The sequence below is a fragment of the Cytobacillus oceanisediminis genome, from assembly GCF_022811925.1.
Taxonomy (GTDB): domain Bacteria; phylum Bacillota; class Bacilli; order Bacillales; family Cytobacillaceae; genus Cytobacillus; species Cytobacillus oceanisediminis_D.
Genome location: NZ_CP065511.1, coordinates 3,559,378 through 3,574,646, shown reverse-complemented (window position 1 = coordinate 3,574,646; position 15,269 = coordinate 3,559,378). Strand labels below are relative to the sequence as shown.

Here is a 15,269-nt window from a genome sequence, read left to right as displayed (position 1 = left end):
TACATATTTATCAAAGCAGGAGGATTTATGCTGGTTGAAGATGAGCTTTACGGAGAATACAAGCTTGAAAAAGTATTAGAAGAATTAATCAACAGCAAGCCGGTGCAAAGGTTGAAAGGTGTACACCAGGGCGGAGCGAGCTATCTTGTCAATGAAAAATGGAATGTAACGAGGTACGAACATTCATTAGGCGTGATGCTGTTAATAAGGAAACTGGGCGGTTCTTTGGAAGAGCAAATTGCCGGTTTGCTTCATGATGTTTCTCACACTGCCTTTTCTCATGTGATTGATGGGGTTTTGGAAAATGAAGCAGAAGATTATCATGAACATATTTTTGAGCGTGTTGTCCTTGAATCTGAGATCCCGGCCATTTTAAAAAGGCATCATCTTGATTATGAAAGTATCCTTTTTGAGGATTCACAATGGACTTTATTAGAACAGCCGGCACCCGAACTTTGTGCAGACCGGCTGGACTACACGTTAAGGGATATGTACCGATATGGTTATATTTCTTTAGAAGAAGCGCATCATTTTCTGGAGCATCTGACAGTTGTTGAGGGCCGGATGTACATATCTGATATTGGGGCAGCTGAGTGGTTTGTAAAAACTTATTATAGAGAAGTCATTGATTTCTTCATGGAACCCTTAAATATTTATGCCAATGACTCTCTTGCAAAGATCCTAAAAAGATCTCTTGAAAAGAAACTTCTTCATTTGGATAATCTGCTTGGCAAAGATGAAGAGGTATTAGTAAAAATTAGGGAATCAGAGGACCGGGAAGTGCAGCGTCTCCTAAAAAAAATTGATCATAAGGTCAGGGCAGAAGAAAACAGGTCAGACTATAATATTCACTTCAAAGGGAAAATGAGATTGATTGACCCTTCCGTATTGATTAACAGCAAGCTGATCAGAGCATCAAAACTGTCAGAAGACGTTAAAAACAGAGGACAAAAAGCATATGAAAAAGCTAAAGAAGGTGTGTATATAAAAATCTTATGAGAAATGAAGCCTTATCCCTGCTGGCGGGCAGGAATAAGGCTTTTCCTTTTTATCGTTTATTCTGTTCCTTTTCTTTTTCATACTGCCGCTGCGGTGTCATTTTGGAAATGGCATCTTCAACAACTTCCTGTGCTTTCTTCGCTTCACGATCCTGTTTTTGTGCTTCTTCCTGAATGCGGTTTACATCCTGTGGAGTTTTTTCGCTCATGAAATAGCCTCCCCATTTTGACTATGCTTTTAATGTAACCCAATTAAAGGAAAATAAACAAATCTAATTTATGTAAAGACTTTCACCCATCTCAGCCCATTGAATTTGATTTCCTCCTCCGGCCAATCGTACGGTAAATCGGCATCAGTAATGACAAAATCAATAGCCGAAAAAGGGCTGATATGGAAAAATGCCCTCTGATTCAGTTTTGAGGAATCGGCTGCTACATAAACCTGTTTAGATCTTTTTATCATGATGGAAGAGGCGGCAGCTTCATCAATAGTATAATCGCATATACCATCGCGGTTCATTCCTCCACATGAGATAAAAGCCTTGTCAAAGTAAAAGTGTTCCAGCATCTGATTAGTTAGTGAACCTGAGGTTGAGCGCTGCAGAGGATTCACGGTCCCGCCAATCAGAATGACCCTGCCATTGAACAGTTTATGTTCCATTCTGGTATTTAATATGTCTGCGGCAGGCAAGGAATTGGTTACGATTGTTACATTCTCAACATTTTCAACCGAACCGGCAATATGAAGAGTTGTGGAGCCGACATCCAAAACGATTGTTTCTCCATCTGAAATAAAGCTTGCAGCAGCTTCACCAATTTTCTTTTTAATGGGAAGGCTTATGCCAATCCTTTTATTAAACTGCTGCTCCTTCTCTAAGCCAAAATAGCATATCGCTCCTCCATGAATTCTCCGCAATTTGTTTCTCTTCTCTAGCCGTCTCAAGTCACTCCGGATTGTTTCAGGCGTTACACTTAATTTTCTGGAGAGATCCGCTACACTCACTTTATTTTTTATTTCTAATTCCCTGATAATCCTCCTGTGCCTTTCCGCAACGAACCCTTTTTTCATTATTGGCAACCCCCCTTTCATGTTATGGATAATTATAGGGCTGAAGTTTTAAAAATTGAGGTCAAAAATATTAATTTATATAAAAGTTTTAAAACAGAAATGAAAACAAAAGAATACAAAGAGAGGAAAGTCCCGAATTTCATTCTTCCCTCCTATTAATCTCAGATGAAAAATTGAAAATAACATTTTTGTTTATCTTTTTGCCTTTGTTTTCTTTACTAAACAATCTATTGATATTAATACTGCTTTAATAGATTTGCTCTAGGATTTTAACCGTAGGGGAAATTTTTTATCAATTCATGGAGGTAAGGCTGATGAAGAAAGAAAATGAAAGCAAAGGAATGGACAGAAGGGCATTTATTAAAGCGGGAGGAGCAGGAACCTTAGCTTTAACCATGGCAGCTGCAGGTTTTCCGGGAGACTTATTCGAAGACAGGGTTCAAGCAGCAGAGATAAGTGAAAAGCTGGAAGGACCGAGGCTTTCCTTCAATTCCAATGGGAAATTTAAAGTTGTACAATTCAATGATACTCAGGATGATGAACGGATCGACAGACGGACCATACAGCTCATGGAAAAGGTGCTGGATTCTGAGAAGCCTGATTTTGTCGTTTTAAATGGTGACAATATAACAGGCGGCTGTGACACAGAATTGGAAATGAAGCAAGCTATGAATAATGTCGTCCAGCCAATGGAGCAAAGGAAGATCCGCTGGGCGGCTACCTTTGGAAATCATGATGAGGACTCAACTCCAAAGAGCGGCATGGATGAGAGTGATATGCTCAAGTTCTATATGAAATACAAGCATAATATGAACACACCTGGACAAAAAGGCATTACGGGAACAGGAAATATGAATCTATTAATCAAAAAATCCAGTGGGAATAAGGCAGCATTTAATCTCTGGCTTTTAGACAGCGGCAGATATGCCCCTCAAACGATCGCCGGCCAGGATTTCAAGGGCTATCCAACATGGGATTGGCTGCGATTTAATCAGGTCAATTGGTATTATGAAAGATCCAAAGCAATAGAAAAGCGCTATGGCTTTAAAGTGCCTTCTCTTGTATTCATTCATATTCCTCTATGGGAGCACCGTTTTATGTGGTGGGGCAGTGTGGACGGCAGAACACAAGCCGGGCATGATTTGGCTGTGGCCAGGCATCAAATCAATGGAGAGCGGAATGAAGATGAGTGCCCCGGCCCGATAAACAGCGGCTTGTTTACAGCCATGCTGGATAGAGGGGATGTGAAAGGAGTATTCTGCGGCCATGACCATATTAATACATATTGCGGCAGCTACTATGGAATTCTGCTTGGGTATGCCGGGAATACCGGTTTTGGCACTTACGGCCTTTCAGGACCGGACAGAAACAGACTTCGGGGAGCGAGAGTGTTTAATTTAGATGAAAATCATGAAGGTGTTTTGGTCGATACACATATGGTTTTTGCCAAAGACTACGGAATTGATTTAACAGCCAACGACCAGAGCATTGATCCGCTGCCGCTGGAGAAAAAATAGGCTAAAGCAGGCCTCTGGTGTTTATAAGGGACTGTGTTAAGAGGAGTCTGGAAAAATGGGAGAAGGAGTTTATAAATCATGAAAGATAATCGGACTGGACAAAAAGATGGAAATATATTTATAAAAGAAATGGATCGCCGTGCTTTTTTGCAGAAAACTACCTTAGCTGCCAGTGCAACAATTGGATTATCTCTTGCCAACTCTTTTAATTTAATTACAGCAAGTGCTGCCTCTTCTGCTTCGATCATGAACTCTGCTGGCAAGAAACCGGATTTAGTTTTCCCTGTTATTAGTGACATCCATATCCATAACAGCAGCAATAAAACACTTGAAAAGTTTATAACAACTTTAGAACAACTAAATAAGGCTATTCCGAAGCAGGATGCTTTTTTGGTTGTGGGAGATTTAACAGATTATGGATATGCATCCGAATTCGATAAGTTTATGTCAGCTTATAATGTCCACAAACAGCCAGGTGCCGTTTCCATGTTTTCTATAGGGAATCATGACTATTGGAATGGCTTATCTGCAGCAGATGCACAAAAGCGATTCCTGGCAAAAACAGGCATGGAATCTATCTACTATCACAAGGTAATCAAAGGCTACCATTTTATCATTCTGGGAACAGAAGATGGATTAACAGAGGGCACCTTTTCCGTTGAACAAATTAATTGGCTGGGTGAGAAGCTGAAGATTGCGCATGAAGATGATTGGAAAAAGCCAATTTTTGTCTTTCACCATCAGCCGATTAAAGGGACGGTTTATGGAAGCGAATGGGGCTTTACTCAAAATAGAGACCTTTTTTACAACACTTTAAAGGAATATCCGCAAGTCATCTCATTTTCCGGTCATACGCACTATCCTCTTGATGACCCGAGAATCATTCACCAGAAGGATTTTACTTCAATTGGAACATCAACTGGTGCCTATTTGTGGCTGGATGCCGGCAGAATTCAAGGGGAAGTGCCTGAAGGTGCAGATGTCCTGAATCAGGCATTAGTTGTAGAAGTCTATAATAATAAGGTGCTGATTAGGCGCCGCGATATTCATCATAATGATTGGACAGGAGAGCCATTTGAAATAAACTATCCGGCAAATAAGCGGAAATTTACTTACACAGAAGACAGAGATATGAAAGCGCCTTTTTTTACAAAAGATGCGATGCTTTCCATTAATCATGAAATGACATCAGCCACTGGCATGGCCATTATGTTTACGCAAGCGAAGGATGACCTGCTGGTTCATGACTACAAGGTAGTGGCAAGACATGCAAATTCAGAGGAAGTCGTGAAGGAATTTCTTGCTTTCTCGGAATTCTATAAAGATCCTGTGCCAAACCCGTTAACATTAACAATTGAAGGATTACAGGCAAATACAGCCTATCAAATTGAGGTGCATGCACTGGATGCTTATGGGAATGTATGTAAGAAGCCTTTGAGAGCTTTAGGGAAGACGAAAACAATGGCTGCTGCCGCAAATCCCGTTTGATAAAGACGATTAGTAACAAACTCAGCAGGAGGGATGAACATGCTGCAAAATATAGGTATACCTGGACTAATATTAGTATTAGTTATCGCACTTATCATTTTCGGTCCATCAAAGCTGCCGGAAATTGGCCGAGCATTCGGCTCGACTTTGAGGGAATTTAAAAGCTCAACAAAAGAATTGCTGTCAGAGAACCAGGAAGACAGCAGCAAAACTAAATAACAAAACAGAAATGGGCCTGCTTTTTTGAAGTTGGCCCTATTTCGTGAAGATTTTTTTGAAAAATAGCTGTCTTCCTGTTTTTTCTTAAATTCTTCGTTAAAAAAGACGTTTGTTACGTCATCTAGTCTAGTAAAAATAGGGATATCGGCTACTTTCGGAAGTTTATCGGTCAGAAATAGCATATATCAGTCACTTTCCCGATATATCGGTCAATTTTTAAGTATATCGGTCAATTTTCCAATATATCGGTCAGTTGCTTTAATGCCGGGCTTTTAATAAGGCAGTTCCACTAAACTGAAAAATGAGAATTACATAATCTTAACAGAAATTTACACCCCATTAACCTATCTGGCTTGGCACCAAGTTATTCTAGTAAAAAAGGCTATCATTAGGAGGAATGAAAATGAAAGCAGAGCTGCATTGCCATACGAATGTTTCTGATTGCCCGCTATCGATTGATGAGGTATTGAATCTGGCCATTGCCAATGAGGTTTCATACTTGGCCATTACGAACCATGACACGACAAAAGGGCTGCAGGAAGCAATTGAGCGAGGAAAGAGGTATGGAGTAGAGGTGATCCCCGGTATTGAAATTTCTGCTTTTGACTTTGACAGGGGACGCCGGGTTCACATTCTGGGCTATTTTATTGAACCTGGGCATAAGGCAATTGAAAAGCTGTGCCAGCCGATCATTGAGCGGAGGCATAAGCTTTCGGTGGAAATGGTTCAAAGGCTGATTTCAGCAGGATACAGCATTACATGGGAGCGCTGTCTGGAGCTTTCTGAGGGTGGAACCGGAGTTTATAAACAGCATATCATGGCAGCCCTTATAGAGGCTGGATATGCTGATTCCATTTACGGTTCACTTTATAAAAAATTATTTAGCCGCGGTCAAAATGGAGAATCGAAAGGAGTGGCTTTTATCCCGATGGAATATGTGGATGCGAGGCTTGCTGTTGAGGCAATTCTTGAAGCAGGCGGTGTTCCCGTACTTGCCCACCCTGGCCAATACGGGAACTTTGAAAAGGTGCCTGAGCTGGTTGAAGCCGGCCTGCAGGGGATAGAAGTCTGGCACCCCCTTCACAGCGGACAGCATGAAGAAATGGCAAGGAAACTGGCCATACAATATGGATTAATCATGACTGGAGGATCCGACTTTCATGGTGCATACGGCGAGAAACCGGTAGTGCTTGGAAGCATGTCTCCTGGTGTGGAGAGAGTGCATGAATTAGCTGCAAGACGGCAGAGACTGAAAAGCCAGCGATTATAGGCGCCACATTAATAAAGGAGTGGGATAAGCACATGTCAATGATTTTTAAACCAAAAAAGGATGAAAAGCTCTCTGTTTCTCCTGCTGTACATCATTCCAGCTTCATCATTGACAGCTATGCGGGAGAATGGACGTCAATCGGAGAAAGAAATAAAATTATCGAATCGAAATTTGGCGACTACACTTATACAATGGATGATGTGACTGTCAACTATACTGAAATCGGTAAGTTCTGTTCCATTGCTTCTCATGCATGCATTAATCCTGTTCAGCATCCGATGGACCGGGTGACCCAGCATCATATGACCTATCGGAAAGTCGACTATGGCTTCGGCAATCAGGATGATCTTGAATTTTTTGATTGGCGCCGTACAAACCGGGTTAAAATAGGCCATGATGTATGGATTGGGCACGGTGCAATCATCATGAAGGGTGTCGAAATTGGCACGGGGGCAGTCATCGGTTCCGGGGCTGTCGTTACAAAGGATGTTGAACCCTATACGATTGCAGCGGGCGTGCCGGCAAAGCCATTAAAAAGAAGGTTTTCTGAAAAGACAGCTGATAAACTGTTTGAAATTGCGTGGTGGGATTGGCCAAGGGAGAAGCTTGAAGCCCATTTTGAAGAATTAAATGATACGGAAGGTTTTATCAGGAAATTTGGAAGCTAAATACAGACTTACAAAGACCCAGTCACCAAAAAGATTGGGTCTTTTTTATATTCATAAAAAAATTACAATTACGTAACTTTCCATTTAAATTCATTCTTTAGACTTAAATTGTTTCTGGATTTCGAAAGGGGCGCCGCCTGTATGAGTGAAAAAATGATGCTGGTAGATGAGCTGATTACACAAATAAAGGAAGGGAAGTACAAACCAAATGAAAAACTTCCTTCTGAGAATGAGCTTGCAGATCAATATAGGATTCCAAGGATGGTTGTACGGAAAGCGTATGAACAATTGCAGGATCTGGGGTTCATTTTTTCAAAGCAGGGAAGGGGCAGTTATGTCCAAAATAGGAAGCAGCAGATTCCGCTGATTTTAACAGGGGATATCAGCTTTAGTGAAAAGATGAAGGAGCTTGAATATGACTTCAGGTCGGAGAATATTGGCTTTGAAAAAATCTCCTATGAATCTGATATCTATCATTCGTTAAAAGTAAATCCGCAGGATGAAGTCTATAAAATTTCAAGATTAAGAATCGTGGACGGCTGCCCGATTGCCTTGCATACATCTTATGCAGCCAAATCTGTTTTTCCGCAAATTGATGGGGATGGACCAGGAATCACCTCTATTTTTCATTATTACAAAACGCATGGCTATAAAGAGTTCACTTCAGGCCAAAGTCAGCTGAGTGTGGTTTTTTCGATTGAATCTGAACGAAAAATTCTGCAATGCTCGAGTTTAATTCCGCTTCTGCTCCTGGAGTCCCTCTGTATGGACAAGGAGTCGGGAACAGTATTGGAATTCTCGAGAATCAAATATAGAAGCGATTGCTTTACTTATTTAATATAAATTGGCTTTGGAGCAAATATCAGGTTAATAAAACTCTTACATAATTTACACTTCTTTTACATCTGCCAGCTTGGCAACAAGATAGATTTAAGGTGCAGAACAAAAACAGATGGAGGCCAAAAGGTGAAAAGAAAACAGCGTACAGAAATTTTGATTGAAGGTTCACATGAATTGGCAAAATCTTTAGCGAATGAAATTGAACAAAACTATTCAGTTTCTGTTTTACAGGAGCCGGAACATGGACTTGTGATGTTAAAGGTTCGGGAGACTTCCAGGAAAAGCCTGTTTTATTTAGGAGAAGTGCTCGTTACAGAATGCAAGGTTAAGGTGGAAGGAAAGATCGGTATAGGGATTGTGAAAGGTGATCATTCAGATCTGGCTTATCATCTTGCCGTGATTGACGCTGCATTTCTCGGGGATCTTCCCGAAACCAAACCATGGGCCGGGATACTCGAAATTGAAAAGTACTATATAGAACAGAAAAGAAAAGCAAAGAATGAAGAAATTTTAAGAACAAAAGTAAGCTTTGAGACGATGGATGTTTAATAGAAGGAGGAACAGGCGTTGAAATTAGATGTTGTTCATGACCTGCAAGCTGTATATAGAAAATTAGTCGATTCCACTTCAAGGCCAGGATTGATATCAGACCTGGGCAAGGAGGCAGCAATGCTGGACGGAGAGAAAACAGCTGGCTGCTCAAGCTCGATTTTACTGCTGGCACTAACGCTGCTTGATCCTGAGGTGACGTTTAAAGTGTACGGCAGTGATGCTGCAGCAGTTGAAAATGAAATAAATCAATTAACATTCGCAAAAGCGGTGCAAGCGGATCAGGCAGATTATTTATTTCTCCTGAAGGATGCCGGGGAAGGCTCGCTGGAAGATGCTATTGAAAATGCAAACCCAGGCACGTTCGCAAACCCGCACAAGTCCACAGTGATAATAGCAGAAACAGGAGCGATTACGGCCGGTGATGACCTGCTTTTAAAAGGACCTGGCATTCAAACAAGCACCGGAATCAGTATAGATCTAACAGGAAATTGGATTGAAAGACGAAGTGAAAAAAATAAAGAGTATCCTACTGGGGTTGATCTGGTATTCGTGGACCGTAATCATCAGCTTTTATCACTGCCAAGAACGACTCAAATAACAGAAAGCAGGGAGGTGGAGAAAGAATGGGTTATGTAGCAGTAAAAGGCGGGACACAGGCCATTGAAGAGTCGATTAAACGCTTGAAATATGAAAGGCTTCACAAGGAGCAAGTGCTAGAGACCGGCCAGATTGAAGGCGGGATGAGAGGCTTAATCGATCAGGTGATGTCAGAGAGCAGCTTATATGATGAAAAGCTTGCCGCATTAGCGATCAAGCAGGCTGAAGGAAATCCGGAAGAAGCGGTATTCCTGCTTCGCGCATACCGCTCAACCCTTCCGAGAAAGTACTGCTCGAAAATCATTGAAACCGGGGAAATGAAGGTTGAACGCCGGATTTCAGCCAGCTTCAAGGATATTCCGGGCGGGCAGATCCTTGGCGCTACAACCGACTATACCCACCGGCTCCTGGATTTTAATTTAATGAAGGAAACTGAACAAACGGTAAAAGAATGGCTGTCATCTTACGCTTCAGGCAATATCCCATTTGATGAACTGCAGCAGGACCTTGATCTTGTATTACCTAAGGTGCTGGATTATTTGAGGAAAGAAGGCTTGATTCCTCCACTTGAAAACAATGATGCTGAGCCTGATGATGTGACAAGGGAAAGCCTTGAGTTTCCATCAAGCAGAAGCCAGCGCCTGCAAATTCTGACAAGAGGAGAGACGGGAGCTGTTACTTCACTCGCCTATGCGGTCATCCGAGGATATGGTGCTCTCCATCCAACTGTCGGAGAGCTGAGAGTTGGAAGCCTCCCAATAAATATTGAGCATCCGAATGAAGCCCGCAGTGGTGAAGATGAATATTACATTGGCGAGATTAAAGCAACAGAAGCAGAAATGCTGATGCCATTCATGACCGAAAAGGACAAAGGAAGAAAAGAATTGGAGTTTGAAATTGGATATGGATTGTGTTTCGGACAGAATGAGACGAAAGCGATCGCCATGGGCATTCTGGATAATTGCCTCGAGCATCCTGATAGTAGCTTTCCCAGCCATAATGAGGAATTTGTCCTCCTCCATATTGATTCTGTGGAGTCAACTGGCTTTATATCACACTTGAAGATGCCGCATTATGTAACGTTCCAGTCGAAGCTTGACAGTGTGAGAAAGACTAAAGCAGCGAATGCAGAAGAACGGGAAGAGGTGCAAGCATATGAATAACGCCTATAACTTTGCTTTCTTTGACGAAGGTTCGAAGCGGGAGATTAGAAGAGCCACATTAAAAGCGATTGCAATCCCAGGTTATCAGGTTCCATTTGCATCAAGGGAAATGCCGATTGGAAGAGGCTGGGGGACAGGAGGCCTGCAGCTGACACTCTCACTGATCGGGAAAGAGGATGTATTGAAGGTGATCGATCAGGGATCAGATGAATCTGTCAATGCAGTCAGCATTAAAAAGCTTGTAAAGGATACAACTGATGTCCAAATAACGGACCATACCTCTCAGGCAACCATCATCCAATCACGTCACAGAATTCCTGAGGTGCCGCTGAGAACGGACCAAATCCTTGTTTTGCAGGTACCGCTTCCTGAACCGCTCCGTTATTTTGAACCGAGCGAGCATGAAACGAAAAAGCTGCATGCGGAAAAAGAATACAGCGGTGCCTGGCTCATGCTCTTTGAACAGATCATAAAATACGGAAGCATGACAACAGGTGCAGATCATCCGGTCATGGTTCACGACCGCTATGTAATGGCACCAAGCCCGATCCCGCGCTTTGACAATCCGAAAATGGATGAAAACGAAGCACTTATTTTATTGGGAGCAGGACGGGAGAAGAAGATATATGCAGTTCCACCCTATACGAGAATCGTTTCCCTGGATTTTGAAGATTATCCGTTTGAAGGGGAAAGCTTTCATGATAAATGCTGCAGATTATGCGGGTCTGAGGGAGTGTTCCTTGACGAACTGATCGATGAGGCAACGGGAGAGACGTTTTATCAGTGCAATGATACCAGCTATTGCTGTGAAATATTAAACGAAGCTGAAAAGGCAGGAGTGAATTAAATGACTGAATTTGAGGTTCCGGTCTTATCTATTAAAAACTTAAACAAGCAATTCGGTCCTGGCTGCGATCATTGCAGGAACCCTGAAGCGGTGACCCTGATCAAAAATTACTGCAGTGTGTGCGGAACGGTGTATGCGTGCAGGGATGTGTCCTTCGATGTCTACCCGGGAGAGGTGCTTGGGATTGTAGGGGAAAGCGGAAGCGGCAAGTCCACCTTAATGCAATGCCTGTACTTTGACCAGGAAACGACCTCAGGGGAAGCTTATATTTCTTCCTATCAGAATGGGGTGAAGAATCTTTTTAAGGAGTCTTCCCAGCAAAAACGGTATATCCGCAACCATTTAATGGGGAAAGTCTATCAAAACCCTTTATTGGGTTTAAAAATCGACTTTTCTTCGATTGGAAATATTGCCGAAAAATTGATTGCTGCCGGCAGCAGGAATGTGGGAATGATGGAAGCCAGGGGATCAGAGCTGCTCAGCAAGGTGAATATTCCTGTCCATCGCCGGAAAGAAGCTCCGAAGAATTTTTCCGGGGGAATGCAGCAGCGTGTGCAAATTGCCAAGGCACTTTCTAATCAGCCGCCGATTCTCCTTCTTGATGAGGTTACGACGGGATTGGATCTATCCGTACAGGCAAGCGTTTTGGACTTAATTCAGAGCCTGCAGCGGGAAATGAATATAAGTATCGTTCTGGTTTCACATGATTTGGGCGTTATTCGGATGCTCGCCGACAGAACATTGGTGATGCTGGAAGGACAGGTTATTGAACAGGGGCTGACAGATCAAATACTGGAAGACCCTCAAGCTCCATTTACTCAAAGCTTGGTTCACTCGCTTCTTTAAGGATAATCGGAAAATCTCAAATTAGGGGGAAGCACACTTGTACGTCATTACAAACGGAAAACTAATTACAGAGGATACTATTCTGCAAGGCTATGATCTTCTGATAGAGGATGATCGAATCAGCAGAATTGCTCCAAAGGGAGAAATGAAATTTGAAGAATCCCTGGAGGTGATAGATGCAGCGGGCGGATATGTTTCACCGGGATTTATCGATATCCATTCCGATTATATTGAACATATGGCAGCACCGAGGCCAACGTCTTTAATGAACTTTCATTTAAGTCTCAGGGAAGCAGAGAAGGAGCTCATATCCCATGGGATCACAACGATGTTCCATTCTCTTTCCCTCTATAAAGAAACAGAATATGCATACAAGCCGATTCGGGAACCGGAAAATGTCAGAAAGCTCATTGACCTGATTGATGAGACACACAGTACAAAGCATCTTGTGCGCCATCGTTTCCACGCAAGGATGGAGATTGATAATGTGGATGAAATCGAGAACCTCAAAAGCTATATCAGCGAAAATAAGGTGCATTTGATTTCGTTTATGGACCATACACCAGGACAGGGCCAATATCGTCATCTGGAAATCTACCGTAACACGGTAAAAAGTTATAACAGCATGAGCGATGCCGCTATAGATGTTTTAATCCAAAATCACCAAACAAAGGAAAAGCTCTCTGCCCTGGATATGAAGGAGATTGCCGAGCACGCGCGTGCACATGGGATAGCAGTTGCTTCACATGATGATGACAGTTTAGAAAAACTCGAGCTGGTGAAGAGCTTCGGCACGACGATCAGCGAATTTCCAATTACTCAGGAGGTAGCGTATAAAGCGAAGGAGCTTGGCATGTATACGATGGCCGGTGCCCCAAATGTTCTGCTCGGAGGCTCCCACAGCGGTAATCTGGGTGCAGCAGATGCGATTCAGAACGATTCGATTGATATATTGTGCAGTGATTATTATCCGGCGGCTATGCTTCATGCCATTTTTGAACTGGCAAGGAATTATGGGATGGATCTTGCAGAAATGATCAGACTTGTCACAATTAATCCGGCCAAAGCCGTAAACATGGATGAAGAAATCGGTTCGATCGAGATAGGAAAGAAGGCTGACCTATTGATTATTGAAAAATTGGCTGACGATTTTCCAGTCATAACGGGCGTGTTCGTTGATGGGAAGCTTATTCAAAAAACAAATTACAGAATTTGATTTCAAGCTGTAATACTACAAAGAGAAAGCAGGTGGATCGGTGGAGAATCTATTGGAAATCAAAGATCTGTCCAAATCATTTACCCTTCATAACCTCGGGAAAAATATTCATGCAGTGAGCGGCATTGATATCAGGTTAAGAGAAGGAGAGTTCATCGGGATTACAGGAAAAAGCGGGAGCGGAAAATCGACGATATTGAAATGCATTTTTGGAACCTACAGCCTTCAGGATGGGAGCATTTGGTACAATTCCAAAAAGTTCGGTCCTCTCAATTTGGCAGAGGCAACAAATAGACAAATGATTTATCTGCGCAAGCATGAAATTGGCTATGTGTCTCAATTTCTGAATGTAATGCCAAGAACGACTGCCAGACAGCTTGTTAAGCAGGCCATCGTTGAAATGGGACGGGATCAGGATCAGGCTGAGAAAGAGACGGAGGGGATTCTATCACATTTCGAGCTGGATCCAGAGCTTTGGGACAGCTATCCTGCCACCTTCTCAGGCGGGGAAAAGCTCAGGCTGAATATTGCGCGTGCGATGGTCAAGAAGCCGAGACTGCTTCTTCTGGATGAACCAACAGCAAGCCTGGACTATGAATCTAAAATCAAGGTGAAAATTTTAATAGAACAATTAATGAATGAAGGCACGACGATGCTCGGAATATTCCATGATCTCGAATTTATGAACAACTTATGTGATAGGGAATACAACATGCAGAATGGTGTATTTACATTGTCTCATTAATTCTTTACCAGTGCTTAACGATTTCTCATAATGCCTTATCAGTAGATTAATATTCTTTCGCTATAGTTAGGTCGATGGTATTATAAAAACTTTTCTAAATAAGAGAGGGGAAAAATCATGAAGAAAATGGCGCTATTTTTGCTTTCAATTGTGATGACCGCTGTATTTGCAGGATGCTCGTTTACAGCGAACTCAGAGAAGGACGATACGCTGACGATCGCCTGGCTTCCAAACGAATCAGGCGCTGATTTAGGAGAAGCCCGTGACGAAATTGGGAAACTGATAGAAGAAAAAACAGGCAAGAATGTAGAGCATCAAACAACGACTGATTATATTGTGGCAATTGAAGCGATTGCGAACGGCAACGCAGATATGGCGTTCCTTGGTGCACAAGGATACATAGAAGCACATAACAAGAATGAAAAGGTTCTTCCGCTGGTTGTTCCAAGCGGCGAGTCCGGCACTTTGGAGGACGCTGTGTATTACAGCTGGCTGGCTGTTCAGAAGGAAAATGCGGATGAATACAAAAATGGCGGGGAGTTTGCCATAGACAATATTCAAGGAAAGAGATTCTCCTTTGTTTCGAACAGTTCAACATCAGGATTCAAGGTTCCATCTACAGGCATTACTGATTATTTCAGCGACAAAGAAGAGTTTAAGAGTTTGACAGCAGAGGATTTGCTTGAAGGCGGAGAGGACAAGTTCTTCAGTGAAGTATTATTTGGCGGCTCTCACCAGGGTTCTGCTGTCAATCTATTAAGCGGCAAAGCGGACGTTGCGGCATTCTGTGATACATGTGTGAACAATTATGTGGAGCTGGCAGAAGGTGAAGTGAACAAGCAAGGCGCAGTTTACAAGGTTAAAGATGATGCAGCTGAGCCATTGAATACGGTTGCAGGAAAAGAATTCTGCTTAATCTCAGTAACCCCTGTATTAAATGCACCATTTGTAATCAATTCCGGCACATTGAGCGTAGAAGACCAAACACAGCTGCTTGAAATTATGACTTCAGACAAAGTGGCAAATAACGAAAAAATCTTCGTTCCGGAGGACTCCGAATTTTCCGGATTATTCAGCAAAAAGTCCGGAAATGAACGTCTGGTTGGAGTAGAAGATAAGTGGTTCAACCCAATCCGTGAGCTAGCAAAATAAAGGGAATCAGCCATCAGCAGGGCCAGCCATTTATGGAAGATTTACTGCCCGATTAAGCAGCATAAAACAATTGGATAGGAGG

Annotated in this window: 17 protein-coding genes; 15 read left to right on the top strand and 2 right to left on the bottom strand. The window is 42.5% G+C overall.

Annotated elements, in window-relative coordinates; genetic code table 11:
* Positions 1-27 precede the first annotated feature (27 nt).
* On the top strand, positions 28-999 hold the full coding sequence (locus IRB79_RS17845; RefSeq protein WP_243503779.1) for an HD domain-containing protein: 972 nt from the start codon (positions 28-30) through the stop codon (positions 997-999).
* 49 nt (positions 1,000-1,048) lie between these two features.
* On the opposite strand, the gene IRB79_RS17840 is transcribed toward IRB79_RS17845, so the two are convergent.
* Complete coding sequence (locus tag IRB79_RS17840) at positions 1,049-1,207, bottom strand: hypothetical protein (RefSeq protein ID WP_243503778.1); 159 nt, start codon at positions 1,205-1,207, stop codon at positions 1,049-1,051.
* Positions 1,208-1,275: 68 nt separating this feature from the next.
* Complete coding sequence (locus IRB79_RS17835) at positions 1,276-2,067, bottom strand: DeoR/GlpR family DNA-binding transcription regulator (RefSeq protein WP_243503776.1); 792 nt, start codon at positions 2,065-2,067, stop codon at positions 1,276-1,278.
* A gap of 314 nt (positions 2,068-2,381) precedes the next feature.
* Here IRB79_RS17835 and IRB79_RS17830 point away from each other — a divergent pair, with 314 nt between their 5' ends.
* The 14 genes from IRB79_RS17830 to phnD all read left to right on the top strand — a co-directional run bounded on the left by IRB79_RS17830 (position 2,382) and on the right by phnD (position 15,187).
* On the top strand, positions 2,382-3,584 hold the full coding sequence (locus tag IRB79_RS17830; RefSeq protein WP_243503775.1) for a metallophosphoesterase family protein: 1,203 nt from the start codon (positions 2,382-2,384) through the stop codon (positions 3,582-3,584).
* Between the two features lie 78 nt (positions 3,585-3,662).
* Positions 3,663-5,072 (top strand): metallophosphoesterase, encoded by a 1,410-nt coding sequence (locus tag IRB79_RS17825; RefSeq protein WP_243503773.1) that lies wholly within the window; start codon positions 3,663-3,665, stop codon positions 5,070-5,072.
* Positions 5,073-5,111: 39 nt separating this feature from the next.
* Positions 5,112-5,291: a twin-arginine translocase TatA/TatE family subunit gene (locus tag IRB79_RS17820; protein ID WP_053435217.1), complete on the top strand. Its 180-nt coding sequence runs from the start codon at positions 5,112-5,114 to the stop codon at positions 5,289-5,291.
* 403 nt (positions 5,292-5,694) lie between these two features.
* Positions 5,695-6,561 carry a PHP domain-containing protein gene (locus IRB79_RS17815; protein ID WP_243503772.1) on the top strand — a complete coding sequence of 289 codons (867 nt, stop codon included), beginning with the start codon at positions 5,695-5,697 and terminating at the stop codon, positions 6,559-6,561.
* A gap of 32 nt (positions 6,562-6,593) precedes the next feature.
* Positions 6,594-7,229 (top strand): DapH/DapD/GlmU-related protein, encoded by a 636-nt coding sequence (locus tag IRB79_RS17810; RefSeq protein ID WP_243503771.1) that lies wholly within the window; start codon positions 6,594-6,596, stop codon positions 7,227-7,229.
* A gap of 141 nt (positions 7,230-7,370) precedes the next feature.
* Positions 7,371-8,072 carry a GntR family transcriptional regulator gene (locus tag IRB79_RS17805; protein WP_243503770.1) on the top strand — a complete coding sequence of 234 codons (702 nt, stop codon included), beginning with the start codon at positions 7,371-7,373 and terminating at the stop codon, positions 8,070-8,072.
* Positions 8,073-8,195: 123 nt separating this feature from the next.
* On the top strand, positions 8,196-8,618 hold the full coding sequence (gene phnG, locus IRB79_RS17800; RefSeq protein WP_243503769.1) for a phosphonate C-P lyase system protein PhnG: 423 nt from the start codon (positions 8,196-8,198) through the stop codon (positions 8,616-8,618).
* 18 nt (positions 8,619-8,636) lie between these two features.
* Complete coding sequence (gene phnH / locus IRB79_RS17795; RefSeq protein ID WP_243503768.1) at positions 8,637-9,257, top strand: phosphonate C-P lyase system protein PhnH; 621 nt, start codon at positions 8,637-8,639, stop codon at positions 9,255-9,257.
* On the top strand, positions 9,245-10,381 hold the full coding sequence (locus tag IRB79_RS17790) for a carbon-phosphorus lyase complex subunit PhnI (protein ID WP_243503767.1): 1,137 nt from the start codon (positions 9,245-9,247) through the stop codon (positions 10,379-10,381). Before phnH ends, IRB79_RS17790 begins: the two co-directional genes overlap by 13 nt.
* The gene (locus tag IRB79_RS17785; protein WP_243503766.1) at positions 10,374-11,228 is read left to right on the top strand and encodes an alpha-D-ribose 1-methylphosphonate 5-phosphate C-P-lyase PhnJ; all 855 of its coding nucleotides are present in this window, start codon (positions 10,374-10,376) and stop codon (positions 11,226-11,228) included. Before IRB79_RS17790 ends, IRB79_RS17785 begins: the two co-directional genes overlap by 8 nt.
* Entirely contained in the window at positions 11,229-12,074 is an 846-nt protein-coding gene (locus tag IRB79_RS17780; RefSeq protein ID WP_243503765.1) for an ATP-binding cassette domain-containing protein, read from the top strand.
* 37 nt (positions 12,075-12,111) lie between these two features.
* Positions 12,112-13,290, top strand: a complete 1,179-nt coding sequence (phnM, locus tag IRB79_RS17775) for a phosphonate metabolism protein PhnM (protein ID WP_243503764.1) — start codon at positions 12,112-12,114, stop codon at positions 13,288-13,290.
* A 40-nt stretch (positions 13,291-13,330) separates the two neighbouring features.
* A complete protein-coding gene (locus tag IRB79_RS17770; RefSeq protein ID WP_243503763.1) occupies positions 13,331-14,035 on the top strand; it encodes a phosphonate C-P lyase system protein PhnL in 705 nt (234 codons plus the stop codon).
* A gap of 117 nt (positions 14,036-14,152) precedes the next feature.
* Entirely contained in the window at positions 14,153-15,187 is a 1,035-nt protein-coding gene (gene phnD / locus IRB79_RS17765; protein ID WP_243503762.1) for a phosphate/phosphite/phosphonate ABC transporter substrate-binding protein, read from the top strand.
* Positions 15,188-15,269 lie beyond the last annotated feature (82 nt).